The sequence below is a fragment of the Solihabitans fulvus genome, assembly GCF_008386585.1.
GTDB classification, from domain to species: domain Bacteria; phylum Actinomycetota; class Actinomycetes; order Mycobacteriales; family Pseudonocardiaceae; genus Solihabitans; species Solihabitans fulvus.
In genome coordinates, this window is the sequence record NZ_VUOB01000001.1 from 66,144 (window position 1) to 92,349 (window position 26,206).

The 26,206-nt window shown below is 71.1% G+C and carries 25 protein-coding genes; 11 read left to right on the plus strand and 14 right to left on the minus strand.

All coding sequences use genetic code 11. The features are described 5' to 3' along the window. Positions 1-10 precede the first annotated feature (10 nt). From F0L68_RS00340 to F0L68_RS00355, 4 genes are all read right to left on the minus strand, one after another. The gene (locus tag F0L68_RS00340; RefSeq protein ID WP_149847329.1) at positions 11-3,148 is read right to left on the minus strand and encodes an efflux RND transporter permease subunit; all 3,138 of its coding nucleotides are present in this window, start codon (positions 3,146-3,148) and stop codon (positions 11-13) included. A gap of 191 nt (positions 3,149-3,339) precedes the next feature. Then, positions 3,340-4,860, minus strand: a complete 1,521-nt coding sequence (locus tag F0L68_RS00345) for a PH domain-containing protein (protein WP_223198369.1) — start codon at positions 4,858-4,860, stop codon at positions 3,340-3,342. A 104-nt stretch (positions 4,861-4,964) separates the two neighbouring features. Continuing rightward, a complete protein-coding gene (locus F0L68_RS00350; protein WP_149847331.1) occupies positions 4,965-5,465 on the minus strand; it encodes a PH domain-containing protein in 501 nt (166 codons plus the stop codon). Next, entirely contained in the window at positions 5,452-5,985 is a 534-nt protein-coding gene (locus F0L68_RS00355) for a hypothetical protein (RefSeq protein WP_149847332.1), read from the minus strand. The genes F0L68_RS00350 and F0L68_RS00355 overlap by 14 nt, the downstream gene beginning before the upstream one ends. A 135-nt stretch (positions 5,986-6,120) precedes the next feature. Here F0L68_RS00355 and F0L68_RS00360 point away from each other — a divergent pair, with 135 nt between their 5' ends. Both F0L68_RS00360 and F0L68_RS00365 read left to right on the plus strand, forming a co-directional pair. Further along, positions 6,121-7,368, plus strand: a complete 1,248-nt coding sequence (locus F0L68_RS00360) for a sensor histidine kinase (protein WP_223198370.1) — start codon at positions 6,121-6,123, stop codon at positions 7,366-7,368. After that, complete coding sequence (locus tag F0L68_RS00365) at positions 7,361-7,996, plus strand: response regulator (RefSeq protein ID WP_149847333.1); 636 nt, start codon at positions 7,361-7,363, stop codon at positions 7,994-7,996. The genes F0L68_RS00360 and F0L68_RS00365 overlap by 8 nt, the downstream gene beginning before the upstream one ends. Positions 7,997-8,101: 105 nt before the next feature. Here the strand turns inward: F0L68_RS00365 and mihF are convergent, their stop codons facing one another. Next, a complete protein-coding gene (gene mihF / locus F0L68_RS00370; RefSeq protein ID WP_149847334.1) occupies positions 8,102-8,413 on the minus strand; it encodes an integration host factor, actinobacterial type in 312 nt (103 codons plus the stop codon). A gap of 721 nt (positions 8,414-9,134) precedes the next feature. Between mihF and F0L68_RS00375 the strand changes: the two genes are divergently transcribed. Next, on the plus strand, positions 9,135-9,341 hold the full coding sequence (locus F0L68_RS00375) for a hypothetical protein (RefSeq protein ID WP_149847335.1): 207 nt from the start codon (positions 9,135-9,137) through the stop codon (positions 9,339-9,341). Positions 9,342-9,447: 106 nt separating this feature from the next. Here F0L68_RS00375 and F0L68_RS00380 read toward each other — a convergent pair whose 3' ends face one another. From F0L68_RS00380 to F0L68_RS00390, 3 genes are all read right to left on the minus strand, one after another. Continuing rightward, complete coding sequence (locus F0L68_RS00380; RefSeq protein WP_149847336.1) at positions 9,448-9,651, minus strand: cold-shock protein; 204 nt, start codon at positions 9,649-9,651, stop codon at positions 9,448-9,450. Between the two features lie 283 nt (positions 9,652-9,934). Then, positions 9,935-10,594 (minus strand): class I SAM-dependent methyltransferase, encoded by a 660-nt coding sequence (locus F0L68_RS00385; RefSeq protein ID WP_223198371.1) that lies wholly within the window; start codon positions 10,592-10,594, stop codon positions 9,935-9,937. Next, positions 10,587-11,030 carry a MarR family winged helix-turn-helix transcriptional regulator gene (locus F0L68_RS00390; protein ID WP_149847337.1) on the minus strand — a complete coding sequence of 148 codons (444 nt, stop codon included), beginning with the start codon at positions 11,028-11,030 and terminating at the stop codon, positions 10,587-10,589. Before F0L68_RS00390 ends, F0L68_RS00385 begins: the two co-directional genes overlap by 8 nt. Before the next feature lie 110 nt (positions 11,031-11,140). On the opposite strand from F0L68_RS00390, the gene F0L68_RS00395 reads away from it, so the two are divergent. After that, positions 11,141-12,151, plus strand: a complete 1,011-nt coding sequence (locus F0L68_RS00395; protein WP_149847338.1) for a quinone oxidoreductase family protein — start codon at positions 11,141-11,143, stop codon at positions 12,149-12,151. Between the two features lie 69 nt (positions 12,152-12,220). Then, positions 12,221-12,577, plus strand: a complete 357-nt coding sequence (locus tag F0L68_RS00400; RefSeq protein ID WP_149847339.1) for an MmcQ/YjbR family DNA-binding protein — start codon at positions 12,221-12,223, stop codon at positions 12,575-12,577. A gap of 24 nt (positions 12,578-12,601) precedes the next feature. Here the strand turns inward: F0L68_RS00400 and F0L68_RS00405 are convergent, their stop codons facing one another. Then, the gene (locus tag F0L68_RS00405; RefSeq protein WP_149847340.1) at positions 12,602-13,495 is read right to left on the minus strand and encodes a serine/threonine-protein kinase; all 894 of its coding nucleotides are present in this window, start codon (positions 13,493-13,495) and stop codon (positions 12,602-12,604) included. Between the two features lie 28 nt (positions 13,496-13,523). Next, positions 13,524-15,341, minus strand: coding sequence for an N-6 DNA methylase (locus tag F0L68_RS00410; protein WP_149847341.1), 1,818 nt, complete (start codon positions 15,339-15,341; stop codon positions 13,524-13,526). A gap of 83 nt (positions 15,342-15,424) precedes the next feature. Here F0L68_RS00410 and F0L68_RS00415 point away from each other — a divergent pair, with 83 nt between their 5' ends. Then, positions 15,425-16,282 (plus strand): PP2C family protein-serine/threonine phosphatase, encoded by an 858-nt coding sequence (locus F0L68_RS00415; RefSeq protein WP_149847342.1) that lies wholly within the window; start codon positions 15,425-15,427, stop codon positions 16,280-16,282. Between the two features lie 72 nt (positions 16,283-16,354). Here the strand turns inward: F0L68_RS00415 and F0L68_RS00420 are convergent, their stop codons facing one another. Continuing rightward, entirely contained in the window at positions 16,355-17,068 is a 714-nt protein-coding gene (locus tag F0L68_RS00420; RefSeq protein ID WP_149847343.1) for a S1 family peptidase, read from the minus strand. A gap of 616 nt (positions 17,069-17,684) precedes the next feature. Between F0L68_RS00420 and F0L68_RS00425 the strand changes: the two genes are divergently transcribed. Together F0L68_RS00425 and F0L68_RS00430 are read left to right on the plus strand one after the other, a co-directional pair. Next, positions 17,685-18,059 carry a hypothetical protein gene (locus F0L68_RS00425; protein ID WP_149847344.1) on the plus strand — a complete coding sequence of 125 codons (375 nt, stop codon included), beginning with the start codon at positions 17,685-17,687 and terminating at the stop codon, positions 18,057-18,059. A gap of 464 nt (positions 18,060-18,523) precedes the next feature. Continuing rightward, entirely contained in the window at positions 18,524-19,789 is a 1,266-nt protein-coding gene (locus F0L68_RS00430; protein WP_149847345.1) for a GGDEF domain-containing protein, read from the plus strand. A 28-nt stretch (positions 19,790-19,817) separates the two neighbouring features. Here the strand turns inward: F0L68_RS00430 and F0L68_RS00435 are convergent, their stop codons facing one another. Next, the gene (locus F0L68_RS00435) at positions 19,818-20,390 is read right to left on the minus strand and encodes a ClpP family protease (RefSeq protein WP_149847346.1); all 573 of its coding nucleotides are present in this window, start codon (positions 20,388-20,390) and stop codon (positions 19,818-19,820) included. Between the two features lie 113 nt (positions 20,391-20,503). Continuing rightward, on the minus strand, positions 20,504-21,271 hold the full coding sequence (locus tag F0L68_RS00440; protein WP_149847347.1) for an ArsR/SmtB family transcription factor: 768 nt from the start codon (positions 21,269-21,271) through the stop codon (positions 20,504-20,506). 63 nt (positions 21,272-21,334) lie between these two features. Here F0L68_RS00440 and F0L68_RS00445 point away from each other — a divergent pair, with 63 nt between their 5' ends. Genes F0L68_RS00445 through F0L68_RS00455 form a run of 3 tightly spaced genes read left to right on the plus strand, consistent with a single transcriptional unit; the run spans position 21,335 to position 24,847 of the window. Next, a complete protein-coding gene (locus tag F0L68_RS00445) occupies positions 21,335-22,753 on the plus strand; it encodes an MFS transporter (RefSeq protein ID WP_223198372.1) in 1,419 nt (472 codons plus the stop codon). Between the two features lie 46 nt (positions 22,754-22,799). Next, entirely contained in the window at positions 22,800-23,969 is a 1,170-nt protein-coding gene (locus tag F0L68_RS00450) for an NAD(P)-binding domain-containing protein (RefSeq protein ID WP_149847349.1), read from the plus strand. 41 nt (positions 23,970-24,010) lie between these two features. Further along, the gene (locus F0L68_RS00455) at positions 24,011-24,847 is read left to right on the plus strand and encodes an aspartate 1-decarboxylase (RefSeq protein WP_149847350.1); all 837 of its coding nucleotides are present in this window, start codon (positions 24,011-24,013) and stop codon (positions 24,845-24,847) included. Between the two features lie 99 nt (positions 24,848-24,946). Here F0L68_RS00455 and F0L68_RS00460 read toward each other — a convergent pair whose 3' ends face one another. Further along, positions 24,947-26,155 carry a S53 family peptidase gene (locus F0L68_RS00460; RefSeq protein ID WP_223198373.1) on the minus strand — a complete coding sequence of 403 codons (1,209 nt, stop codon included), beginning with the start codon at positions 26,153-26,155 and terminating at the stop codon, positions 24,947-24,949. Positions 26,156-26,206: the final 51 nt, after the last annotated feature.

A 26,206-nucleotide genomic window follows, 5' to 3' on the forward strand; every position in this document is an offset into this window, starting at 1 on the left:
GTGCTCGCGGTCAGGCGCTGGTCGTGGCCAACTCCGGCTCGACCGCGTCCTCGACCTTGCCGCGACGGGCCTTGCGCCGCTCCTTGACGCCCTCGGTCATCGTGTAGAGCGTCGGGATCAGCACCAGCGTCAGGATCGTCGAGGTGATCAGGCCACCGATGACGATGACGGCCAGCGGCTTGGAGATGAACCCGCCCCCGCCGGTGATGCCGAGCGCCATCGGCGTCAGCGCGCAGATGGTCGCCACGGCGGTCATCAGCACCGGCCGCAACCGGTGCCGGCAGCCCTCCACGACCGCGTCCCGCACGCTCATCCCCTGTTCTCGATACTGGCGGATCAGGTCGAGCAGCACGATCGCGTTGGTCACCACGATGCCGACCAGCATCAGCGCGCCGATCATCGACGCCAGCCCCAACGGCGTGTCGGTCAGCAGCAGCAGGCCGATGCCGCCGGTCGCCGCGAACGGGATGGACACCAACAGGATCAGCGGCTGGACCAGGCTGCGGAACGTGCCGACCATGATCAGGTACACGATCAGGATCGCCGCGAGCATGGCGAGGCCGAGCGAGGAGAACGAGTCGCTCTGCTGCTGGCTCACGCCGCCAAGTGTGGCCGTCGCGCCGGCCGGCAGGGTCAGGTCGCCGACCCGCTTGGTGATGTCCTTGCTGACCGCGCCGAGGTCCTTGTCGGTGGTCTTCGCGGTCACCGTGGTCGCCATCTTGCCGTCGATGCGGTTGATCTGCGTCTGCGCGGGCGCCTTGACGATCTCGGCGATCTGCTCCAGCCGCACGGTCTGCCCGCCCGCCGAGGACACCGGGAGCTGCCGCAGCGCGGTCGTGTCGGCCAGCGTCGTGGCGTCCCGGACGGTGATGTCCTGCTGCTTGCCGTCGACGTTGAGCTTGGCGACCTTGTCGCTGCGGGTGATCCGGCTGATCACCCTGCCGACCTGGGCCTCGCTGAGGCCGAGCGCGGCGGCCTTGCGCTGGTCGACGCGGATGGTGATCTCGTCGGCCGCCTTGGCCAGCCCGCTGGTCACCTCGCCCGCGTTCGGCGCGCCCTGCACGGCCTTGGTGACCTGGTCGGCCGCCGTGGCCAGCGTGGCCTCGTCCTGCGCGGAGACGGTGACGGCGACACCGGAACCGCCGAGCCCGCCCTGCTGGCCCTCGGCGACGGTCACCTTGCCGACGTCGGACAGCTTCGCCGTGGCGTCCCTGACCTGCTGCTGCACGGTCTTCACGTCGACACCCGGCTTGGCGGTGACGTAGTAGTCCGCGGTGTTCGTGCCGGAGTCGCCTCCGCCGGAGGCCACGCCCCCGCCGCCGACGGTGACCTGATAGGACTTCACGCCGGGCACCGCCCGAAGGACGGTCTCGACCTTCTTGGCGGCCTCGTCGGTGGTCGTCAGGTTGGTGCCGGGCGGCAGCTCCTGCTTGGCGGTGAAGGTGTCCTGGCCCGACTGGTCCAGGAAGTTGGTCTTCACCATGGGCAGCAGCACGCCGAAGGTGCCGATGAGCAGCAGCAGGCCGATCGCCAGCACGGTCTTGCGCTTGCGCACCGCGAAGCCGATCACCGGCAGGTAGGCCCGCTGGAGGAAGCCGCTCTCGTCGCGGCGCGTCTCGGCGGCCTGCGCGCCCGGCTTCGGCGCCTTGAGGAACCAGAACGCGAGCACTGGCACCACGGTCAGCGACACCAGCAGCGAGGCGATCAGCGCGATGGTCACGGTCAGCGAGAAGGCCGAGAAGAGCTGGCCGACGAGGCCGCTGGTGAACGCGATCGGCAGGAACACCGCGACGGTGGTGAGCGTGGACGCGGTGACCGCGCCGGACACCTCGCGCACCGCGTCGAGCACGGCGGAGCGCTTTTCCTTGCCCTGACTCAGATGCCGCTTGATGTTCTCGATCACCACGATGGAGTCGTCGACCACGCGGCCGATCGCGATGGTGAGGCCGCCGAGCGTGAGCAGGTTGAGCGACATGCCGCCGACCCACAGGCCGATCAGCGCCACCAGTAGTGACAGCGGGATCGACACGAGCGTCACGAGCGTGGAACGCAGCGACAGCAGGAAGATCAGGATGACCAGCGCGGCGAACAGCAGCCCGAGCAGGCCCTCGGTGGTGAGGTCCTTGATGGAGCTCTGGATGAACGGCGCCTGGTCGAACACCACGGTGAACGCGGCGCCCCCGCCGAGCTTCTTGGCCAGGTCGGGCAGCTTCGCCTTGACCGCGTCGGAGATCGAGACGACGTTGCCGTCCTGCCCGGTCATCACGGCGAGGCCCAGGCTGGGCTTGCCGTCGGTGCGGGTCAACGAGGTCGACTCGGCGAGCACCTGCTTGACGTCGGCGACCTCGCCGAGGGTCACCGGCTTCGGCGCGGCCGCCCGGTCCGCGCCGGCGGCGGCGAGGGCCATCGGGTCGGGAGTGAGCAGGAAGTTCTGCACGTCCGCGAGCGTGTTGAAGGTGCCGCCGACCTGGATCGGGAACGCGTTCGCGCCCTCGTTGACCTGCCCGGCGGGCAGCGGCGTGCCGGCGGTGCGCAGCGCGGCCTCGACGCCGTCGACGGACAGGCCGGCCGCGGCGAGCTTGGCGCGGTCCAGCCGCACCTCGACCTGCTGGTCGCGCACGCCGGTGACCACCGCGTCGCTGACGCCGGGGATGCTCTTCAGCTCGGCGGTCGCGGTGTCCTGGAGCTTCTTGGCCAGGTCCTGATCGTTGTCGGCGCTGGCCGCGAGGTAGACGGCGGGGATGTCGGCGATGCTCTGCGTGCCGACGGACGGGGTCACGCCCGCCGGCAGCTCACTCTGGATCCTGCTGAGCTTCTGCTGGAGATCCTGGGTGGTCTTGCCGATGTCGGTGCCGAACTTGTACTCGAGCGACACCACGGCCATACCGTTGCGGGACAAGGAGGTCATCTTCTCCTGGCCCTGGCTGCCCTGCACCGCCTGCTCGATCTTCTCGGTGACGGTGCGCTCGACGATCTTCGGCCCGGCGCCCGGGTACACGGCCGTCACCGTCACCGACGGCTGCGAGATGCTCGGCAGCAGCTCCTGCTTGAGGGAACCGGCCGCGAAGAGCCCGAACAGCAGCAGGCCGATGGACATCAGGGTGATGAGCGCGCGGTTGGCCAGGCTGATCCTGGCGAGATGCCTCATCGCGCCGCTCCTGGGCAGCGTGGGGCACGGGCAGGCGGTCTGGTCACGGTTCCCCCTCGAAGTGACTGCTGTGCCGCAGATCTCACATGCCGACTGCCGGTCACCCCGGGCACGCAGAGTCGCGGTGCGACCAAAATACCGACCCGTTCGGCGGCATCGCGTCCGTCTTTGGTTCCTGTCCGTGTCATTCCTTAGGTGTTCTTGAACGGACCGTGTTCGACGAAAGGCGGACGGTCCATCGGGGTTGTCCCCTCGACGAACGGCGCGAGCAACCCGGGCACCGTGTCCTCCGCGAGCCGCAGCCCCTCGGCCACGCCGACGTCGCGCACCCGGTACGAGCCGACGCCCGCCGCCGTCGCGGCGACCACCGTGCACAGCCCCGACCTGCGCTGGAGGACGGATCGGCCGATCGTCCACCCGACGATGCCGCCCTGGTGCAGGGCGACTGTCCGGCGTGAGAACGTGCCGGCGCGGGCGACCAGGTACGGCCCGACGCGGCCGTGCCCGAGCGCCCGGTAGGCGTCGACGCCGAGCAGCACCCCTAGGGGTAGCAGCACGATCGCCGTGACGAGCGCCACGATCCCGAACACCGGCCACCACCGACCGAGGACGGCCAACGGCGTGACGAGCGCCACTGCGCAGGCGAGCCCCCGGATGATCCGGCGGCGCAGCGCGGCTCCCGGATGCCGGTAGAGCGCGGCCAGCGTCGGCGACCGGCGCTCGCCGAGCACCTCGGCGGCCACCCGCAGCGCCTCGGCGCGCGGCGCAGGCGGCAACAGCGCCCCCCTCGCCCGGTTCTCCTCGGCCCTGCCCAGCCCGCCGGCCACCGCCTGCACCCTGGCGCCGCCGCCCCAGCGCAGGAACATCGGCTCGTGCAGCTCGACGCCGCGCAGCCGCCGCTCCTCGATGGACACGGACCTGGTGACCAGCAGCCCCCGACGCACCCGCAGCACGCCGCCGTCCAGTCGCTCCAACCGGAAGCCCCACCAGCCCTCGACGTACCGGCCGACCGAGCCGAGCACGCCGAGCGTCACCACGACCAGCAGCAGGACCGGCGCCCACACCCACGGCGACACCGAGCCGACACCATCGACGATGGCGCGCACCGGCCCGAGCGCCAACGGGTCGACCCGCAGCTCGTGCAGGATCCGGTAGGCGGTGCCGAGCACGGCGAAGAGCCCGGCCACGCCCCAGATCGTCAGCGGCGCGTAGCGCAGCCAGGCCGGGTCGAACCGCGCGATCGGGGCGCGCTCGGCCGAGATGTCGTTGCGCCGCACCGCATCGAGCAGTTCGCGACGCAGCCGGTCGGCGCGTCGCGCGGTCAGGCCGTCGAGGCGCAGTCCCCTGCCGGCCTCGCCGGTGCCGACGCGCACGGAGGTCAGCCCGAACAGCCGGTGCACCGGGTTCGCCACCAGGTCGACGCTGCGGACCCGGTCGAGCGGGGTGGCCCGGTGCCGGCGGAACAGCAGCCCGGACCGCAGTTCCACCCGTTCGCCGGTGACCCGGAACCGGCTGGTGGCCAGGCGCACCAGGTTGAGGCCGGTGACGACGAGGAAGGCGCAGGCGACCGACGCCATGGTGAGCACCGCGCGCAGGTCCGGCTGGCCCCCGGTGGCCAGCAGCGTGCCGGCCGCCGTCAGCAGCGGCGGGCCGAGCCAGGCCAGGTGCACCGGGACCAGCCGACCGCTCAGCCGCTCCCACGGCGTCTCCACGGAAGCCGCAGCAGCGGCAGTCGCGGCAGCGGCAGCAGCATTCGTGGCAGCAGCAGTCCCGGCAGCAGCAGTCGCATCAGGTCCAGCCGCGTCAGGTCCAGTGGTCATGTTGCGTCCCCTTCGGTCGCCTGCGCCGCTCCCGTCAACAGGGCCACCACGTCGGCTGCCGTCCGGCGGTCCAGGCCGCGGATGCGGACCGCGCCCGAGGCGGACGCCGTGGTCACCTGCACACCGGACAGCCCGAACAGCTGCTCCAGCGGTCCGCGCACGGACTCCACGGTCTGCACGCGCGACATCGGCACCACCCGCCAGCGCTGCCACAGCCACCCAGAAGCCGTGTAGACGGCGTCCCTGGTGGTCTCCCAGCGGTGCACCCGGTACCGCCAGCGCGGCATCACCGCGAGGTACGCCACGGCCGGCAGGACCGTGCCGAGCGTCAGCCAGCCGAACACGAACCGCGCGGGCGGAATCACCAGCCACAGCACGGCGAACACCAGCGGCGTCGGCAGCGCGACGAGCGCGGCCTGCGCGGTCCACCACGAGACGGCGCGCCGCTCGACCCGATGGCGCGGCGGCCGCAACCGCCACGTCTCACCGCTCGGCATGCGCGTGCCTCTCGCCTGCGCGGAGCCTGCGGCTGCGCACCAGCACGACCGCGGTGCGCGCCAACACCATCGCCAGCGCCAGTAGGACGAAGGCGTTCGCGAACACATCTGGTCCGCTGATCCGGTTGGTCACGCAGAACCGGATCAGGCCCTCGGTGAACCAGTGCTCGGCGCCGTAGACGAACAGCACGCGCGCCGCCGACACCAGCACCCAGAACGCCGCGTACAGCGCGCCGCCGCTGGTGCGCACCACGCCGTCCTGGTCGAGCCGCGCGGGCAGCAGGACGCCGGCGACCAGACCGAGGATGATCCCGACGCCGGCGCCGGTCACCTGGAGCGCGAGATCGTTGCCGGCCAACGACGGCAGGCGGAAGAACACCGCGATGACGACGGCCACCGCGACGAGCGGGCGGATCAGCCGCATCCTGGTGACCCGGCGGCTGCCGAGGTCGCTGGCGAGAATCACGATCAGCACCGTCACGCTGACCGCGACGGTGGTCCACAGTGCACTCAATTGCATCGCCCTCACTGGCTCGGTTCCGACTCGACTCGACGCTATGGCGCGGATCGGCCCGCCGGGACGACCGAGCGACTGACCCCGCTGTCCACCGGTCGACGGACAGCGGCGCGCCGCAGACGTGATAGGACTTGGGTCGTGCGCGATCCCATCCCCCGGCCCGAGTCCCCGACAAGGGCAGTGCCGGACGCGAGCCTGCGCTGGTTCGGCCTGTGGGACGCCTACTTCGCGGTGTCCTATGTGATCACTGTCGGGCTGCTGATCATGTCCGGCGGAGCGTCCGGGCGGGTGGCCTACGCGGTCGTGGCGCTCACCCTGATCGTGCCGTGGTACGCCGGTTTCGGCCGCAGGCTGATGACCAGCGCCGGCGGCGGCCGACCCGCTGTGGTGTTCGCGGTCGGCCTCATCGCGCTGTTCGTCGCGGCGATCGCGCTGGACGTGTCCGCCTCCTACGCGCTGTTCGCGATCTGCCCGATGCTGCTGATGAGCCTGGCGACCGGCCCGGCGCTCGCGATAGTGCTGCTGGCGAACCTGCTGCCGACCACCGTGGTGTGGCTCACCACGGGGTCGCGGGAGAGCGCGCTCGGCCTCCTGCCGGCCGCGCTGCTGAACATCGCGCTCGCGGTGCTGCTCGGGCTGTGGATCACCAGGATGGCGCGGCAGAGCCGGGAACGGGCGCGGCTGATCGAGGAGTTGCGGCGCAGCCGCGCCGAGGTGGCCCAACTGTCCCATCAGGCGGGCATCGCGGCCGAGCGGGAGCGGCTGGCCAGGGAGATCCACGACACCGTCGCGCAGGGACTCACCAGCATCATCGGGCTCGTGCAGGCCGCCGAGTCCGAGTTGGCCGACGCGCCGGACCTGGCCCGCCGGCATCTCGGCCTCGCGGCGCGGGCCGCGAAGGAGAACCTGGCCGAGACTCGGGAGTTCGTCGCGGCGCTGACCCCGATTCCGTTGCGGGACAACCCGTTGCCCGAGGCGGTGCGTCGGCAGGCTGACGCGCTCGCCGCGGAGACCGGGCTGTCCGTGCGCTACGCGGCGACCGGCGCGGAGTTCCCGGTGCCGACGGCGGTCGGGGTGGTACTGCTGCGCGCGGCGCAGGAGTCGCTGGCGAACATCCGCCGGCACGCTGGCGCCGTCGAGGTGTCGGTGCGGCTGGACTACGGCGATTCCGGTGTGCGGCTGACGGTCGCCGACGACGGCGGCGGGTTCGAGGTGGATCCGGACAGGGAGGGCTTCGGCCTGCGTGGTCTGCGCGGCAGGGTGGCAGACATCGGGGGTGCGGTGACGGTGACGAGCGATCCGGGGGTCGGCACGGTCGTCGAGGTGGTCGTGCCGCTGCGCGGCCCGGAGGGAGCTGGCGTGGCGGAGGTGGGCGGAGATGCCTGAGGGCGACGAGATCCGGGTGTTGCTGGCCGACGATCACCCGGTGGTGCGGGAGGGCCTGTCGGCGATGCTGGAGTCCGCGCCGGACATCTCGGTGGTCGGCATGGCTGGCAGCGGCGAGGAGGCGGTGGCGCTCGCCGCCGCGGTGCGGCCGGACGTGGTCCTGATGGACCTGCGGATGGGCGAGCTGGACGGGGTGACGGCCGCGGCGCGGATCCTGGCCAGGTCACCGGAGGTTCGGGTGGTCGTGGTCACCACCTACGAGAGCGACGCGGACATCCTGCGTGCCGTCGAGGCCGGGGCGGTCGGCTATCTGCTCAAGGGTTCGTCGCGGGCGGAGCTGATCGGCTCGGTGCGCGCGGCCGCGCGCGGCGAGACCGTGCTGTCGCCCGCCGTGGCGAGCCGGCTGTTCCGAGCGCGTGCGCCGGAGCCGAACGCGTTGTCCGAGCGGGAACGCGAGGTGCTGCGGCTGGTGAGCCGGGGCCTGACGAACGCGGACATCGGCAGGGAGCTGTTCATCGGCGAGGCGACGGTGAAAACGCATCTGCTGCGGGCGTTCAAGAAGTTGGACGTGTCCGATCGGACCGCCGCCGTGATCGTCGCGTTGGAACGCGGACTGCTCGGCACCTGAATCGGCCGGGCAAGAAATTCGGACCGTTAACCGTGAGTCCGGCCGAACTCGAATCGAATTCGGCCGGACGCACCGTCAACTAAGAGCTACTCAAGCAACTACGAGCTACGCAAGCTTGTCGAGCAGTGCCGCGCGCTGCTTGTCGCCGAGGCCGGCCGCGCGCCGGTTGGCGTCGACACCGGTCTCCTCCATGAGCGCGGTCACCTTGGCGGGGCCGTAGCCGGGCAGCGCCTTGAGCAGCTGCACGACCTTGGTCTTGCCAACGAGCACGTCGGTCTTGGCGTTGGCCAACACCTGCTGGATGGTCTTCTCGCCGCTCTTGAGCGACGCCAGCAGTTCGGAACGAGCCTTCCTGACCTCAGCCGCCTTGGCCAAGGCTGCCGCACGCTGCTCCGGAGTCAAGGTAGGTAGAGCCACTCTTCACATTCCTTCCACTGAGGACAGTCCACACCGCACACCTCAGACGGCACTCAACCACCTCACCAGGGCATTCAGCAAGCCAAACGCGCACCAGTGGCGGATTGCACCAGCCCGGTGACCAGGTGACGCACAAACGACACAAGCATGGTTACCCGTCGGAGGGCAAGTCCACACGCCCTTGTCGCGCAAAAGTTTGTCTTACTTCTGTCACCTGGTCGGACACCCCAACGGAGCCGGACGGCTACCCCGCGTGCCGAATCGTGTCGCCCTGACACGGCCGACCGACCGCGCCGCACGCCGATCGGATCACACTGTCCGCTGTGGACGGTGTCGGCCCGAGACGATCACTCGAAGGAGGGATTCTCTTGCCCACCAAGGGATTACCGTCGAGCGGGGCCTACAGGACGCGGTCGACCGACCGCGCGGGGCAGGCCGGAGCGGCGCTGACCGGATCCGCGCGACCGCAAGCCGGATCCGTCACCCTGCGCGACAGAAACGTTACAGAGTAGGGCGCATCGGTCCGACACCCACGGTAACGAGGAGGCCGGGGTGGTTTCCCTCGGTCAGGGCTGTCATCATGGAGGGGTCCCGGGACCTTCGTCCCGACGACGGTCTGCGCCCTGCAGGTCGCCTGACGGCGGTTCGCGATGCATGGATCTCGATCCAGATGTCCCGAGGCCCCGTTGTTGGGTCGCCTCAGGTCGAAGGAAGGTGCCGCATGACCTTGGCCCGACACGCCAGCCCCGTGAACGAGAACGACCGATTCGCCGAGTTGCGGGCGAGCGAGAAGATCCACTGCGAGATCCAGAACGGCAGGGCGGCCCGTCTCGTCGCCCATCACGCCTCCGACGCGCAGGACTGCGGACGTCTGTTGGAGATGCTCGGCCTGGAGGCCGTCGACGGTAAGCGGCAGATGACGACCTGATCGCCTGGCCGGGCGACCGCGAACCGGCGACAGCGCGAAAGGGGCGGTTCCCACTCCGATGGAATGGGAACCGCCCCTTCGCTGTGTTCCGACCGGCTAGGTCAGATCAGACGACGGTCACGCCGGTCGCCTGCGGACCCTTGGCGCCCTGGCCAAGGTCGTACTGCACGCGCTGGTTCTCCTCCAGGCTGCGGAAGCCGCCGCTCTGGATCTCGGAGTAGTGCACGAACACGTCGGCGCTGCCGTCCTCGGGCGCGATGAAACCGAAGCCCTTTTCGGCGTTGAACCACTTCACGGTGCCGTTAGCCATGATTTGTCTCCTCAACAGGTGACGGATGCGGGAAGCCGCCGATGCGGCGACCCGGGCCTGTCTCAAGCGGGAGGACTCTCTCCCACAACCTGGAGGAAACCCACACACGAGCAACATCATCGTTTCGCGAGCGCGTCGAAATCGCGCCAGCAAAACCACTGACCGATGACAGTCAACCACACTTCCCGGGGTCGCGGGGTGTGACGGTCCCCGCGACCGGCCCGTTCACCCGACCGAGTGCGTCACACCCTCGGCGCGGCGGATCGGAGGGCGGGCGACGCGGTCAGGCCCGGTAGACCAGCGTGTACCGCCAGAACAGGTGGCGCCGGATGATCGCGCCGGGCAGCAGCCGACGGGCCTCGGTGCGGATCTCGGCCAGGGTCATGCTCGCCGGCAGCACCGGCGCGCGGTGCCCGAGCGCGGATCGACGGTTACCGGTGAGCAGCACGGCGTGACCGAGCCCCATGGCGACGTTGGCCGGCACCGCGGCCAGGCTCAGCCACCGGTCCGAGCGGGTCTCCTCGCGGTAACAGCCGAGGATGACCAGCGTGCCGCCCGGCGTGAGCAGGCCGCGCAGGCGTTCGACCGCGGGACCGAAGGGCAGGTGGTGGATGCTGGCCAGGCAGCTGATCGCGTCGTAGCGGTCCAGCGGGAGTTCGAGGGCGTCGCCGACGAGGAATCGAACCGACTTCCCCGCCGTCGCGGCCACGGCCGCCGCCACGGTCGGCGCGGACCGGTCCACGGCGTCGACGTGGTCCGCGCGCGCCGCGAGCCTGCGGGCGAAATCCCCTGTGCCGCAACCGATGTCGAGCGCGCGCGAGACGCGCGCGGGCAGCCTGCGGAGCAGGGTGCGGTGGTAGTGCGCGTTGTGGTCCCAGGCGAGCACGCGCATCACCTGGTGCAGTGCGGAGACGAGAGCGGTGGTGGCACCGGGCTCAGCCATCCAGGTCGGTCCTTTCGGCGACGCGGGCGAGCAGGGCGACGAGCTGCCCCCGTTCGGCGTCCGAGAGCGCGGCGAGCAGCCGGTCGTTGGCGCGGCCGACGAGGCGGTCGAGACGGCGGAGCACCTTCCCGCCCTCGGCGGACAGCGTGATGGCGTTGCGCCGCCGATCCCGGTCGTCCCTGGCGCGCACCACCAGCGCGCGCTCCTCGAGTTCGTTGAGCACGGCGACCATGTCGCTGCCGTCGATGTCCAACTGCCGCCCCAGTTCGGCCTGCGCGACCGGGCCGCACTCGGCGATCGCCGCCAGCACGAGGTAGTGCCGCCTGCGCACGCCACACTCGGCCAGCTCGTCGGTGAGCAGCCGGCCCCCGCGCGCGGCGGCGCGCTCCAGCAGCAGGGATGGCAGGCGCCGCAAGGCTTCCGGACTCGACGTCACGGCCGACACCCTACCCGGCGGCTCGTCGCGTCCCCTTGACGCGACCGACGATCACGGTGTTAACGTTGGTCTCACCAACGTTGGTCTCACCAATGAATACGGAGCAGCCCATGCGCATCGTCCGCTACCACCAGCACGGCGGTCCCGAGGTGTTGCGGATCGAGGAGGCGGACACGCCCAGCCCCGGTCCCGGCGAGGTGCTGATCAGGACCGAGGCCGTCGGCGTGAACTACGTGGAAACGCTGCGGCGCGGGGCGACGCTGCGCGCGTCCGGCGCCGCGTCGACGGCAACCACCCGCGCGCTGCACTCCGGACTGCCCGGCGCGCCCTCCGGCGACGTGGTCGGCCCGGTCGTCGCCGTCGGCGACGGCGTCACCGGTGTCCGCGTCGGCGACCGCGTCGCGACCGTCGTCCGCGACGGCGCGTACGCGGACCACGGGATCGCGCAGGCACGCTGGCTGGTCCCGGTGCCGGCCGGGATGGACGCCGCCGAGGCGACGATCCTGGCCTCGCCCGCGCAGGTGGCGCTCGGCGTGCTGCGGACCGGGCGGCTCGCGGAAGGCGAGACCGTGTTGGTGCACAGCGCGGCAGGGGCGATCGGGCACCTGCTCGTCCAGCTCGCCAGGGCGCTTGGCGCTGGCCGGATCATCGCGACGGCGAGTTCGCCGGAGAAGCTGGACTTCGCCAGGTCCTTCGGCGCGGACGTGGCGATCGACTACCGCTCCGACGCCTGGGCCGACGAGGTCGCCTCGGCGGCGGGCGGCCGCGGTGTCGACGTGGTCGCGGACAGCATCGGCGGGGAGGTCCTGCGCGCCGGTCTCCGGCTGCTCGCGCCGTACGGGCGGCTGGTGGTCTACGGAGCCATGGGCGACCTCACCGAGCCTGCGGCGTCGCCGATGGACGTCTTCGGCATGAAGTCCCTGACCGGCTTCGCGTTCTCGGAGCTGCGGCAGCACCGTCCCGACCTCGTCGACGACGGCATCCGCGAGGTGCTCGGGCACGTCGCGGCCGGCCGGCTGCGGGCCGCCGTGCACGCTCGGCTGCCGCTCGCGGACGCGGCCGAGGCGCACCGGATCCTGGAGTCCCGCACGCAGCTCGGCCGCGTGGTGCTGGTGCCCTGACGCGGCGGCCGCGTTGTCGGTGTCGCCCGGCATCATGTGGCCGACAGCACGAGGCGGAGGGGGACGGCCATGGTGACCGTCGAGGACGTGCGGCGGCTGGCGCTGACGCTGCCGAGAACCACCGAGCACCTGATTCGCGACCGGGTGAAGTTCCGGGTCGGCCAGATCGTGTACGTCGCGTTCTCGCGCGACGAGACCACGATGGGTTTCGCGTTCCCGAAGGAAGAACGCGCCGCGCTGATCGAGGCCGAGCCGACGAAGTTCCACCCGCCGAGGCCGTCGGACGAGCGGTACAACTGGGTGTGCGTGTGGCTGGCCGCCATCGACGAGGACGAGATGACCGAGCTGGTGGTCGAGGCCTGGCGGATGGTGGTGCCCAAGCGAGTCGCCGCCGCGCACCTCGACGGCCTGATCGGCAAGGCCTAGCCCGGAAACCCTTGCGGGGCAACGCTAGGGCAGCACCTGTCCGACGATGCGCGCGTACATCCGCACCGGGCTTGGCACCGACGGCGAGCTGAGGAAGCCGGGCAGCATCGGCAGGTCGAGGGCGAAGGGCACCAGCCGGGTGTAGAGGGAGTTCGCGTCGGCCGGGCGGTCGGCGGGCTCCTTCGCCAACAGCTCCTGGATCAGCCGGTCCAGCTCGGCCGGCGCGCCGGGCACCGAGGGCGGCCGCTGCCTCACCTGCTTGTCGAACACCGCGTACGCGGTCGGGCCGGTGAACAGCTGCCGCCCGGTCACCATCTCGTGCAGCACGCAGCCCAGCGCGTAGAGGTCGCTGCGCGGCCCGGCGATGCCGCGCTGGATCTGCTCCGGCGCCATGTACGCCGGGGTGCCGAGGATCTGGCCCGCCCTGGTGAACTGGGCGACGTCGCTCTCGCGCAGCATGGCGAGCCCGAAGTCGAGCACCTTCACGCTGCCGTCCGGGCACAGCATCAGGTTGGTGGGCTTGAGATCCCGGTGGCAGATGGACAGTTCGTGCGCGGCGGCCAACACTGCGCACGCCTGGGCCGCGATGGCGGCGGCCCACGGCACCGGCAGCGGGCCGTGCTCGCCGACCAGGTCGGCGACGGTGACGCCGTCGATGAACTGCATCACCTGGAACAGGCGCTGGTCGTGCATGCCGAAGTCGTAGAGCGTCGGCGCGCCGGAGTGCTCCAGCCGCGCCAGGATCCGCGCCTCGCGGATGAACCGGCGTTCCAGCTCGTCGTCGGGCCCGCCGGGCAGTTGCAGGAACTTGACGGCCACCCTTCGGTCGAGGTGCTTGTCGTGGCCGCCGTGCACGGTGCCCATGCCGCCCCGCCCGAGGGGCAGTTCGTCGAGCTCGTAGCGGTCAGCGATGAGCATCCGGCCTCCCCAGGAACCTCCGTTGTGCCTAGGTGTTGGGCCGGAGGTGACCGTCGACAAGTCCGGCAAAGCCTAGCCCGACCAGCTTCTCCCCCAGTTCCGCCGCATCGCGCACGGCGTCCGCCAGCGCGGCGAGCTGGCGGAACGCCCTGCCGTACGCGCGCTGCTCGGCCAGGGACAGCCTGGGCAGCTGCGTCCGGCGCGCGTCCATCCGGCTGGAACCGGGGTACGCGCGGGGGTCTGCGGACCGCAGCACCCCGGCGAGGAAGTCGGGATCCAACCGCTCCTGGTCGACCCGGTAGCGGGCCAGGTACGGGCCGAGCACCGCGCCGTCGGTGTCGACGACCCTGGCCGCGCCGGTCGGCGCGGCGACGACGTCGCCCCTGGCCAGGGTGACCAGGCCGGGCTGGTGCTCGGTCCGGCCGGAGGGCGCGCTGCCGGTGGCCAGGTCGTCGGCGAGCAGCACGGGTAGGTCGCCGCCGTCAGTGCGCAGCCTGGTCGGCGCGTGCGCGATGGTAAGCAGGCCGGCCCTGGCCAGCTCGCCGATCGTGGTGGTCGGCGGCGTCCTCGGCTCAGCCAGCACCGCGAGGTCGGGCAGCGGGAGCGCCGCCGCGCGCAGCCGGTCCAGCGTCGCGGCGAACTCGGCCCCGAGGTCGCGGCCGGGGTGCCGGCCGCCGTGGCAGGCCGGGCTGAGGTCGACGTCCTCGTCGAGCAGGTCGATGACGCGCACCGCGCGACCGGGGGCGGGCGGCTCGGCGGCCGGTTCGCGCAGGTGCTGCCGCCAGGCGGTCTCGACGGCGGCCAGGTCGCCATCGGCCTCCATGGTGAGCAGGTGCGCGGGCGGCGGCTCGCCGGGCAGCGGGCGGCGCAGCAGCCACAGGTCGGGGCCGCCGTCGGTGAGGGTGACGACGGCGCGCAGGGTGCCGGACCGCAGCAGGTTCGCCCTGATCCGCCGACCGGGGCGGCGGCTCGCCGCGGCCTGCGGCATCAGGATCGCCACGAGGCCGCCGGGCCGCGCATGCGCGAGGCAGTGTTGGAGCCAGGCCAGTTCGGGCTCGCCGCGCGGCGGCAGGCCGTGTTCCCAGCGCGGGTCGGCGGTCAGCTCGTCGTAGCCCCAGGCGCGGTCGTGCAGGGGCGGGTCGCAGAGCACCGCGTCGACGAGCTCGCCGGGAAAGCCGTTGTGCCGCAGGGAGTCCGCGACGACGAACGCGGCCGGCACCTCGCGAAGGCCGAGGCGGACGGCGGCGATCAGCGCGGCGGACGGGGCGGTCTCCTGGCCGAGCGCGCGGGCGGCAGGCGCGGCGAGCAGCAGCGTGCCGAGCCCACAGGCCGGGTCGAGCACGGTGCCGCCGTCCTGGCAGGCCAGCCGCGCCAGCAGGGCGGCGATGTCGGCGGGGGTGCCGGACAGCCGTCGCGAGTGCGCCTCCTGGTAGCGCTCGCAGAGGAACTCGAAGGCGTCCAGGCTGCCGCGTTCGGCCGCCAGGTCGGTGATGAGGCCGATCAGCGCGGGATCGGTGAGCGCGAGGCCGTCGTGGCCGGGCGGTTCCCGGCCGGCGAGGCGGGCCAGCAGCGCGCCGGCGCCCGCGACGAGCTCGCCGAGCCGCAGGTCCTCGCCCGAGGCGCGCAGCTGCTGCCAGGCGCGGTCGGCGAGGGAGACCTCGAACGCCTTTCCGTTGCGCCGCAACCAGCTCTCCACCTCGCGCAGCGAGAACAGCGGGCTGGACGCGGTGCCGCCGACGGGCTCGGGGAAGTCCTCGTGCCGGCGACGCCAGTTGCTCACCGCCGCCCGCCCCACGTCGCCGAGCCGCGCGATGTCCGCCGCGGTCACGGTCGTGTCCTGGCTCATTGCCGCGATCCTAGGCCACCTCGCACACACGGTCCACAAGACTCATGCTTGTGAACTCTATTCACAACTGCTCTACTGCATGCATGACGCACGACACCGAGCTGGGACTCCGCTACGCCGTCGGCACCGACCTCGGCTTGCACCGCGAGGTCAACGAGGACTCGGCGTACGCGAGCCCGCGCTTGCTCGCCGTCGCCGACGGGATGGGCGGACACGCGCACGGCGAGGTAGCCAGCTCGATCGCGGTGGCCGCGATGGCCAAACTCGACGACCGGCTCGCCGCCACGGACCGGCAGGGCGTGGACCCGCTCGCCGCGCTGGCCGGCGCGGTCTCGGCCATCGCCCGGCGGCTGGCCGAGGTCGCCGACCAGGAGCCGCAGCTGCGCGGCATGGGCACGACGCTCACCGCGCTGCTGCCGTTCGGGCCGGGCTTCGCCGTCGCGCACCTCGGCGACTCGCGCGGCTACCTGCTGCGCGGCGGCGAGCTGCGTCAGCTCACCCACGACCACACCTTGGTGCAGGCGCTGGTGGACGACGGGCAGCTTCCGCGGGAGCAGGCCGCGCAGCACCCGCGCCGGTCGATGCTGATGAAGGCGTTGCAGAGCACCGGAAGCGGCGAGCCCGACCTGTTCCTGCACCAGGCGGCAACCGGCGACCGGTACCTGTTGTGCTCGGACGGCCTGACCGACGTGACGCCGGACGAGGACGTGCGCGGGGCGCTGGCCGAGGCCGCCGATCCCGACGCGGCGGTCCGCCAGCTGATCGAGCTGGCCAACCGGGCGGGCGGACCGGACAACATCACCTGCGTGGTCGTCGACGTGCGCGACCGGCCGTCGGGGCGCGGCGGCAGGCGGATCGTGCGCGGCGCGGCCGAGGGAACCGTGGACGTCCGGACCAGCCGGTTGCCCGGCTGGCTCCGCCGCCTACTGGCCCAGGCGTGAGGTCCAGAAACGGCGGATGCCCGGGAACCACATGGGTTCCCGGGCATCGGCCGAGCTGGCGCTACCGGCTGATCAGACGCCGGACGTCGACTTGATCCAGGCGCGGCTGTTCGCCACGCTGGCGTAGTTCTGCGAGCCCTGCGGGTTCGAGCCGGAGTTGCTGCCGGTCGAGCAGACGCCGACCTGCACGCCGTTGGACAGCTCGGGGCCACCCGAGTCGCCGTGCCACGCGGCGCCGTTGATGCCGACGCTGGCGATCGCCCTGCCGCCAAAGGCGTCGGAGCTCGAGCCGGTCACGCGGACGTTGGCGGTCTTGAGCACCGGGGAGGGCGGGCTGGAGTTCAGCGTGCGGCCCCAGCCGTAGATCTGGTTGGTGCTGCCGGTCGCCGGGTCACCGTTGCCCAGCTTCATGTAGGTCGTGGAGACCGCCCTGGTCAGGTGCAGCAGCGAGATGTCGCCCCTTGGCGAGGCCAGCTGCCGGTCCACCGGGACGTCGGTGCCCTGGCCGAGCTTGTTGCTGCCGACCTTGACGTGGATGCCGGCGGAGTTCAGGCAGTGCTGCGCGGTGAGCACCCACTGCGGCGCGATGATCGTGCCGGAGCACTCGAAGCCGCCGTAGGTCGTGACGTTGTTCCAGAGGATCTGGGCGCCCCAGCCGACCGTGGGTGCGGAGCCGCCGCCGATGATGTTGGGGGTGCTGGTCTCCGCGGACGCGGTCGAGCCAATACCGAGGCCGGCGACCAGGGCCGCACCGCACACCGCGGCAGCGATCTTCAACATGCGCATCGAGTTCGTCCCTTCGAGGGAGAAAATGGCAGGATCTCCGTGCCTCAACGGAATGTCGGGGAATTGAGGCTCGGAGCATTTCGTCGATACGACGCAGTTGGGACGCTATGGCGCTCGGACGGCGACGTCACCCTCCGTTCGTAGTACGACGTTGACGGTTGACACTGCGGCGGTTCGGCCAAACCGGGGATCAGCTCCTGGCCCCCGACCGGACAAATTGGTCGAACCATTTGCCGAGTTGCGGCGATCGGTCGATCTAAGGTGAGCAAGATCACCGACCGGCGTCCGCCCGTCACCCGACCGCCCTACGCGATCGCCCGCCCTTGACGGGGTTCGCCCCTTCGAGTCGCCAGTCCACTTTTCGAGTGAGAGTCGTTTCACAATCGACGGCCACTCGGTGACAAAAGGGCGTTCTGGGTAGCCAGTTCGAGGCACGTCCGGTGCAACCGGCCACATCCTGCGCAAATGTCACATATGCGGACTAGGCTGTCCGAGGGAATCTCGCACCAACCATATCCGTGACCACACCGCCGTTTATGTCTGTCCGCATGCTCGATGAGGTGGCATTGTCGATGACGGCGGTTATACGGCACGGACAGCACGGGGGGAGAGCATCGTGTGCACGCGGATTGATGTGCGCCGGACCAGTGGCGGGCTGAGGCTGTTCGTGCATCCGCCGGGCGCCAGCCAGTGGACAACCCGGCTGCCCTATCCGCACGCGGAGAACCTGATCGCCGCCATTCGCACGCACCGCAGCTGCACCGTGCGGACCGGGTCCGACGCCACGCTGGCCTACCTGCCCGACGGCTCGGACACCGAGGACGCGACGCTCGCCTGCCTCACCGGCGAGCCGACCGGGGATCTGCGCAACGCCACACACCAGCTGCACCTGAGCCCCACCGACCGCCGGACGCTCAGCGACACGCTGCGTGCGCACCTGCCCGACCGGATGACCCCGCTCGACGGCAGCACGGAACCGTCGATGTCCTGAGGGACACCATCAGGACGCCGAACGTTCAATGGCGTTCTTCATGGCACATTGCGACGCCTAACGTGCCGATTCCGCTTCCCCTACGGGCACAGTTGCGCCGGAGACCGGGAAAACGATCCGCCGGCTGCCGCGACGGTGTCGCGGCAGCCGGCGGACGACCGGGGAATGGCCGTGGACCGGCGCTATCAGCGCTGGGAGGTCCGGGTACGCCAGTCGATCGGCCGGCCGGTCCGTGGTGCGGAGTTAGTGTTGTGCATGATGTCCTCCATCGACGCGGGAGTTGGTTGCGCCACTTGCCTTTTCATGGCCACCCGGTGGGCTAGCGACAGCTCGGTGTGCGCGCGGTTATCTTGACGGCTCCAGAACGGTGACTGGGGGAATTCGCCGTGCGACGTCATGATGATCAGCCAGAGCCAGGGTCGAGCGCCAGCCGTCTCGCCGGTTTCGCCGTGTGGCGATGGCGAATGTGGTCGCTGCCCCGAGGCGTGCTGGCGTACCTGCTGGCCGTGGAGTGCCTCGCGGTCGTCGGCGTGGTCGCCACCGCGCGGCTCGCGCCGATCACCTCGCACTCCCTGATGTGGTGCGGATTGCTCGTCGTCGGCGCGGTCGCGCACCTGGAGACCGCGCGCGGCATCGAGCGGATCAGGGAGCTCGCCGCCGAGGGCAGCCCGCACGCCCACCTCCAGTCGATCTGGATCTTCGCCGGCCTGCTGCTGCTCCCGCCGCCGCTGGTGGTCGTGGTGATCGCGGTCAGCTACGCACATTCCTGGGTCAGGGTGTACCACCGCAGAACCACGTTGCACCGCAAGGTCTTCTCGGCGGCCACCGTCGTGCTCGGCTGCTGCGCGGCCGGGTCCGCGCTGACGCTGGCCAGTGCCGGACATGCCGCCCCCTACCTCATGTTCCTGGGCGGCCCATGGGGTCTGGTCGCCCTGACTGTCGCCGCAGCAGCCTACTTTCTTGTCAACTACGTCCTCGTCGTCGCCGCCATCATCGCGACAAACCCGGAAACCCCAGGGCGAACCGCACTAGGCAGCCTCAACGACGCGCTCACCATCGGCGCGGCCGTCGGCCTCGGCAGCGGCATCGCGCTGGTCACGACGGTCCGCCCGTGGCTGCTGCCGATCCTCATGGTGACCGTCCTCGCGCTGCACCGCGGCCTGCTGCTGCCGCAGTTCCAGGCGGCGGCACGCACCGACACGAAGACGGGACTGGTCGACCCGGTCTTCTGGCACGAGGTCGCCGGCCGCGAACTGGTCAGGGCGCGCAGACTCGGCTCGATGGTCGCCGTGCTGATCATCGACCTTGACCACTTCAAGCGGGTCAACGACCGCTACGGCCACCTCGCGGGCGACCAGGTGCTCCGCGAGGTGGCCAACGCAATCCGGCGTGAGGTGCGGGGCGTCGACCTCGTCGGCCGCTACGGCGGCGAGGAGTTCGCGGTGGTGCTGCCGGGCACCAACTACGAGGAGTTCACCGCCATCGCCGACCGGATCCGCACGGACATCGGCAGACTGAGCGTGCGGGTGGCGGCGCTGAGCCTGCCGGCCACCGTCGACGGACTGTCCGCGTCGATCGGCGCGGCCGTCTACCCGGACAGCGGAACCGATCTCACCGCGCTGCTGCTCGCCGCCGACGCGGCCCTGTATGAGGCCAAGGACGGTGGCCGCAACCAGATCCGCCTCGCCGCCTCCGCTCACCAGATCCCCCAACAGGTTCAGCGACCCTGACGGGCCGATCCCTTGCCCGGCAAGGAGATCAGGACACCGGCTCGCGCTCGATCCGGCTGACCACGTGGTCGATCAGGCCGTACTCGCGGGCCTCCTCCGCGCTGAACCAGCGATCCCGGTCGCCGTCGGCGATGATCTTCTCCACCGGATGGCCGGTCTGCTGCGCGGTGAGCTCGGCGACCTGCCGCTTCATGTTGCTGAACGCCTCGGCCCTGATCGCGATGTCGGAGGCGCTGCCGCTGAGGCCCGCGTGCGGCTGGTGCATCAGGATTCGCGTGTGCGGCAACGCATAGCGCTTGCCCGGCGCGCCGGAGGACACCAGGAACTGGCCCATCGAAGCGGAGAACCCGACGGCCCAGGTCGCCACGTCGGGCTCGATGAGCTGCATCGTGTCGTAGATCGCCAGACCCGCCGTGACCGAACCGCCGGGAGAGTTGACGTAGAAGGTGATGTCCCTCGTGGAGTCCTCCGCGGCCAACAGCAACAGCTGGCCGGTGATGCGGTTCGCGCTGTCGTCGTCGACCTCAGTGCCGAGGAAGACGATTCGCTCCCGCAGCAGCAGCTCGAACACCGAGTCGTTCAGGGTCAGCCCACCGGTCATTGTTGGTCCCTCTCCAGGAAAACGCGACTTGATCTCGTTCGGCCGACCGTAACGAGATCGCGACCGGGACGAGCCGCGCGTTCGCCGAGAGCGTGGTTCGTTCGCTCTGAGCGTCACGCCTCGGGCGAGACCACCAGGTCCAGTGTGGCGCTCAGCGCCTCGGCGCCGCGCTCGGTGAGATTCACCGCGCGCTGCTTGGGAATCCTGGCCAGCCACCTGCGGTCGAGCATGGTGACCAGCAGGCTCGCGCCGAGCGAACCGGCGAGATGCGGCCGGCGCGCGCTCCAGTCGTAACAGGTGCGCAGGGCCGACGGGTCGACGGCCCGTGGCGCGACGCGGTCGAACTCCACGCCGAGCTCGCCGAGCACCGAGGCCGCGCCGGGGCCCAGCGCCCACAGCTCCTCCTCGGCCTGGTGGCCCGACGACACGACGGGAGTGATGGCGCGCCTGCTGATCAACGCGTCGGTGATCGCGACGGACAGGTGGCCGGCGAGGTGGTCGTAGCAGATCCGCGCGAACCGCAGCGCCTTACCGCGCACGCTCTGCCGCAGCGACCGGACCGGCCGGGGCGGCGCGAGCCTGGCCAGGGTCTCCAGCGCGGCGGCGACGTCGACGCCGGCAATGCGGTAGAAGCGGTATCGCCCGCGCCGGTTGACCGTGATCAGGCCGCCGTCGGTGAGCTTGCGCAGATGCGCGCTGGTGGCGGGTGCGGACAGGCCGGCCTCGCTGGCCAACGCGGACGCGGACAGCTCGTGGTTCGCGGCCAGCGCGAGCAGCATGCACGCCCTGGCCGGATCGCCGAACAGCGCGGCGACCGCCGCGACGTCGGCGTCGCCGCCGGACCCGGGACATCCCGGGCAGCAGTGACCAAGGCTCGTCATTACCTCACAGTAACCCGCCATGGTTCCAGGTTCGTGGAACTGTTTTCGCGCGACTATCGGTCTGTGACAGATACTTCCTCCAATCACGAGGCCACGGGTGACGTTCTGTCATCCGATGCCGCCCTCGGCGCGGAAAGCGCGCGGACGGGTGATGCGGCCAAACGCGGTTGGGGGCTTGCCGGGGTCTGCACCGGTTTCGCTCTGGTCATCCTTGACGCCAATGTGCTGAATGTTGCGGTGCCGACGCTGCGGGACCAGTTGGCCGCGAGCACGAGTGCCCTGTTGTGGATCGTCGACGCGTACACGCTGGCGTTCGCCGCGCTGCTGCTGTCCACCGGACTGCTCGGCGACCGCTGGGGCGCGCGGCTGGGATTCCAGGCGGGCCTTGTCGTGTTCGGGGTCGCCTCGGTCGGCTGCGGGCTCGCGCCGACCGTCGGCTGGCTGATCGCCGCCAGGGTGCTCCAGGGCGTCGGCGCCGCGCTGCTCGCCCCGACCTCGCTCGCGCTCATCCACGCCGTCTACCCGGCCGGCCGGATCAGGGTGCGCGCGCTCGGCATGTGGGCGGCGATCTCCGGGCTGGCGTTCGCGGCGGGGCCGGTGGTCGGCGGCGGACTGGTGCAGACGGTCGGCTGGCGCGGGATCTTCCTCGTCAACGTGCCGGTGTGCGCGTTCGCCCTGCTGTTGGTGGCGACGCGGCTGCGCCCGGTGCCGGCGCGCCCGGTCGCGCTCGACCTGGTCGGCCAGGCGCTCGCCGTCGGCACGCTGACCGCGGTGACCGCCGGGCTGATCGAGGCGAGCAGGATCGGTTGGGGCGCGCCGTTCGTGGTCGGCGCGTTCGGCGCGACCGCCCTCGGCCTCGCGCTTTTCGTGCTGTGGGAACGCAGTCGCGCCGAACCGCTGATCCCCACGGCGGTGCTGACCTCGCCGCCGCTGCGGGCCGGGCTGCTCGCCGGGGCGGCGTTCAACTTCTCCATGTACGGGTCGCTGTTCGTGTACACGCTGACGCTGCAACACATCCGGGGCTACGCGCCGCTGCTGACCGGCCTCGCGTTCCTGCCGCTGACCATCATGCACACCCCCGTCGCGACGAGGCTCGCCGGCCCGTGGACGGCGAACCGGGGGCCGAAGTGGCCGCTGCTGACCGGACAGCTGTGCACGCTGGTCGGCTCGGCCGGGTTCGTCGTGGCCGGCACCCTCGCCTATCCGGTGCTCGCCGCCGCGCTGCTGGTGTTCGGCGTCGGCTCGGGACTGATCACCACCTCGATGACCACCCTGGTGCTCGCCCACACCCCGCAGGACAGCGTCGGCGTCTCCTCCGGACTGCTCAACGCGAGCCGCCAACTCGGCGGCGTGCTCGGTATCGCACTGCTCGGCTCACTCACCGCCAACCACCTGCCCGACCGGATTCCCGTCGCGGAGGTCGTTGCCACGCTGGCGATCGCCGCGTCCGTGGCGGTGACCGCGCGCAGCCTACGGGCCTGACGCGCACGCCAGCACCAGGAATCCCCGGCCGCAAAGGAGATCTTCGTTGCCAGCAAATACCGTTCCGTTGGTGATCATCGGCGCCGGGCCGTACGGCCTCGCGTTGTCGGCGCAGTGCAAGCACCTCGGCGTCGAGCACGTCGTGTTCGGCAGCCCGATGTCGCTGTGGCGGGACCACATGCCGCGCGGCATGGTCCTGCGGTCCCACGCGGACTGGCACCTCGACCCGCTGGAGGAGTACACGCTGGAGCGGTACGCGGTGGAGTCGGGGCTCGACAGGTCCGAGCCGGATCCCATCCCGCTGAGCCACTACCTGGCCTACGCCGAGTGGTTCCAGCAGCGCAGGGGCCTGACCGCCGACCGCCGCGAGGTGACCCGCCTCGACGCGGCGGGTTCCGGGTTCGCCGTGACGCTGGACGACGACTCGGTCGTGGACGCGGACCAGGTCGTGGTGGCCACCGGGCTCGGCGCGTGCCCGCACGTGCCGGACGAGTTGGCCGCCGCGCTGCCGGAGGGCCGGTACTCGCACAGCGGCGACCGCGTGGACCTCGCGACGTTCACCGGCCGGTCCTGCCTCATCGTCGGCGGCCGGCAGAGCGCGTTCGAGTGGGCGGCGCTCGCCGCCGAGCACGGCGCGGCCGAGGTGCACGTCTCGCACCGGCATCCCACTCCGGTCTTCGCGCCGGCCGACTGGAGCTGGGTGACCCCGCTGCTGGAGCGGTTCGACAGCGACCCGGCGTGGTACCGGACCATGGCGCCGGACGAGCAGGACGCGATCACCGAGCGCATGTGGCGCATCGGCAGGCTCCAGCTGGAGGCGTGGCTCGCGCCGAGGATCGACCGGCCCGAGGTGCGCCTGTGGCCGAACTCGCAGATCCGGTCCTGTCACGAGGATCCGGAAGGCGGGCTGCTCGTCGCGCTCGACACGGGCCGGTCGCTCGCGGTGGACCACGTGCTGCTCGCCACCGGATACCGGATGGACGTCGCGCGGCTCGGGTTCCTCGCCTCGGGCTCCGCGCTGGCCGGCGTTCGCGTCGACGGGGGCTTTCCGGTGCTGGACGAGCACTTCCAGTCCACCGTGCCTGGCCTCTACTTCACCAACAAGTTCGCCGTTCGGGACTTCGGACACTTCTTCGACTTCACCGCGGCGGCGCGGGTCTCCGCTCGGATCATCGCCGACCACGTCCGCCTCGGGCTGCCGGCGACCAGCCGGTGACCGAACGGTTTTCCCCCAACCGCAAGGAGAACAGGAGCACCGTGAACAACGCATCGGCTCTCTACACCATCAAAAGATCGTGCCTGCACAACGTGCGGGTCACCTCGTCCGTGCGCGACTCGACGGCGGACATCCCCGAGGGGATCGTGCTGCCGGCCGCCATGATGGAGATGATGGACTTCGCGCCGTTCGAGCAGGTCATCGTCACCAAGATCGGCGGCGACAACTGGATGAACCGGATGCACAGCTTCGTGTTACCCGGTGAGGGCGACGCGGTCGAGGTGCGCGGCGCGCTGGCGCACCTGTTGGCCGTCGGGGACGTCTGTTGCGCGATCTCCCGCACCACGCTCAACGCCGAGCAGCACGAGCAGCAGCTGACAGAGCGGTTCGACATCCCGCTGGTCGACGCCCGCTTCTACCCGGAGGAGGAGGTCGTCAACGACTACAGCAAGGCGAAGATCCTGCTGGAGAACAACGGGCAGTACCGCAAGGTCGACTTCCTGCCCGAGGACGTGGTCGCGCAGCGGCGCGCGCTGCCGAGGACCGTGCTGTCCAACCTCCTTGCCGGGCTGGAGATCCAGGAGGTGGAGCGGCGCGGCTGCATCGAGATGAGCGCCGAGCTGCCCATCGAGTACATGCGGCGCGCCGGCTTCTGCGCCAACCAGAGCATCCTGGTGTACAACCAGAGCCGCGGTGGCGCGTCCGCCGAGAGCTACGTGGTGCCCAGCCTGACCAAGAAGACGATCGGCATCTCCGGCGCGCTGTCCGCGGTGGCCGACCTCGGCGACCGCGTGTCGGAGGCCGCCTACGTCAGCACCACCGAACAGTTCACCCCGACCATCTGCAACCTGCGCAAGGATCCCGTCCCGAGCGCCTGATCCGGCTCGGCGTTGTGGGCCGGGTGGCGGGGCCCACAACGCCGAGCTTCTCGGTTCAGTTTCTGGCTCCATCGTCAGCTACGACTGAGCCCTTCGCCGTCAGAAACCAGTGGTGCCGTTAGGGGTGCCGAGGCCGGTCGGTCCGTCGTAGCCGGGGCCCGCGGTGCACAGGTAGCTGCCGCCGCAGCTGCCGTTGTTGCCGGTCGTCACGTCGAACAGGCCGGCGGTGTGCGTGTACGGGTACGAGCCGTAGGTCACCGCGTTGCCAGCCAGGGCGTACACGCTCGCGATGATCGGCGAGGACGCGCTGGTGCCGCCGACCGTGACCCAGCCGTCGGCTCCTGCGACGAGCCCGAGCGAGATCAGGAAGTCGCAGAAGAAGCTGGTGCCGCAGGTGTTGTAGGTGTCGTAGACGCCGAGCCCGGTGGCCGGGTCGGCCACGGCGGACACATCGGCGACGGTCCGGTTCGCGCAGCCGGTGTCGTGCTGCCAGCCGGGCTTCGGCTCGAACGCCGAGCAACCGGAGCCTGCGCCGGACCAGGTCGACTCGGTCCAGCCGCGCGCGTTGGTCGCCCTGGTCAGGCTGGTGCCGCCGACCGCGGTGACGTACTGGGACGACGCGGGCCAGCTCACGCCGTAGCCCGAGTCGCCGGAGCTGGCGGTGATGGCGACGTTCGAGTGGCTGAGGTGCGTGTCGGCCGCGAGGATCGTGCTGTCCTCGGCGCCGCCGTAGCTGTTGGAGATGGCCACCACACCCGGTGTGCCGGCGGCGGTGTCCACCGCGGTCATCAGCGGGTCGGTGTTGGGCGAGTCAGCCTCGACCAACAGGATGTGGCAGCTGGGGCAGGTGGCCGAGACCATGTCCAGGTCGAGGCTGATCTCCTCGGCCCAGCCGGGGTCCGCCGCGGGCAGCGGCGCGGCCTGGCCGTTCTGGTTGACCTTGTGGAAGCAGCCGTTCGCGGTGGTGCACGCGGGCAGGCCGTAGGCGTTGCGGTACACCGCGAGGTCGGCCTCGGCGTTCGGGTCGTCCTGGGCGTCCACGATCGCGACGGTGCGCCCGGAGGCACTCAGGCCGCCGGTGCGGTAGGCGGACTGGAGATCCGCAGGGCCGAGCCCGACCGGGCCCGGCGTGGTCAGCGGGGCGAGCCTGCCGTTGCTGGCGCGCCGCGCGTGCAGTTTGCCGAAACAGCCGAGCTGGTGGGCGCCGTGTGCGGCGCAGCCGAAGTCCAGCGTGGAACTCGCTGAGAGCGAGGGAGACGCGGCCGGTTCGGCGGCCGAGGCCGGGGTGGACGAAACGGTCAACGACATGGCAATCGTGGCACAGGCGGCTAACGCAGGGAGCAACCGGTGTTTCATGCG

Bases quoted from the DNA above. Each gene is read 5' to 3' on its own strand.
- F0L68_RS00460 (WP_223198373.1), bottom strand. From the start codon at position 26,155: ATGTCGTTGACCGTTTCGTCCACCCCGGCCTCGGCCGCCGAACCGGCC.
- F0L68_RS00410 (WP_149847341.1), bottom strand. From the start codon at position 15,341: ATGAGCCAGGACACGACCGTGACCGCGGCGGACATCGCGCGGCTCGGC.
- F0L68_RS00340 (WP_149847329.1), bottom strand. From the start codon at position 3,148: ATGAGGCATCTCGCCAGGATCAGCCTGGCCAACCGCGCGCTCATCACC.
- F0L68_RS00420 (WP_149847343.1), bottom strand. From the start codon at position 17,068: ATGCGCATGTTGAAGATCGCTGCCGCGGTGTGCGGTGCGGCCCTGGTC.
- F0L68_RS00395 (WP_149847338.1), top strand. From the start codon at position 11,141: ATGCGCATCGTCCGCTACCACCAGCACGGCGGTCCCGAGGTGTTGCGG.
- F0L68_RS00430 (WP_149847345.1), top strand. From the start codon at position 18,524: ATGTGGTCGCTGCCCCGAGGCGTGCTGGCGTACCTGCTGGCCGTGGAG.
- F0L68_RS00400 (WP_149847339.1), top strand. From the start codon at position 12,221: ATGGTGACCGTCGAGGACGTGCGGCGGCTGGCGCTGACGCTGCCGAGA.
- F0L68_RS00415 (WP_149847342.1), top strand. From the start codon at position 15,425: ATGACGCACGACACCGAGCTGGGACTCCGCTACGCCGTCGGCACCGAC.
- F0L68_RS00440 (WP_149847347.1), bottom strand. From the start codon at position 21,271: ATGACGAGCCTTGGTCACTGCTGCCCGGGATGTCCCGGGTCCGGCGGC.
- F0L68_RS00380 (WP_149847336.1), bottom strand. From the start codon at position 9,651: ATGGCTAACGGCACCGTGAAGTGGTTCAACGCCGAAAAGGGCTTCGGT.
- F0L68_RS00365 (WP_149847333.1), top strand. From the start codon at position 7,361: ATGCCTGAGGGCGACGAGATCCGGGTGTTGCTGGCCGACGATCACCCG.
- F0L68_RS00355 (WP_149847332.1), bottom strand. From the start codon at position 5,985: ATGCAATTGAGTGCACTGTGGACCACCGTCGCGGTCAGCGTGACGGTG.
- F0L68_RS00375 (WP_149847335.1), top strand. From the start codon at position 9,135: ATGACCTTGGCCCGACACGCCAGCCCCGTGAACGAGAACGACCGATTC.
- F0L68_RS00385 (WP_223198371.1), bottom strand. From the start codon at position 10,594: ATGGCTGAGCCCGGTGCCACCACCGCTCTCGTCTCCGCACTGCACCAG.
- F0L68_RS00350 (WP_149847331.1), bottom strand. From the start codon at position 5,465: ATGCCGAGCGGTGAGACGTGGCGGTTGCGGCCGCCGCGCCATCGGGTC.
- F0L68_RS00435 (WP_149847346.1), bottom strand. From the start codon at position 20,390: ATGACCGGTGGGCTGACCCTGAACGACTCGGTGTTCGAGCTGCTGCTG.
- F0L68_RS00405 (WP_149847340.1), bottom strand. From the start codon at position 13,495: ATGCTCATCGCTGACCGCTACGAGCTCGACGAACTGCCCCTCGGGCGG.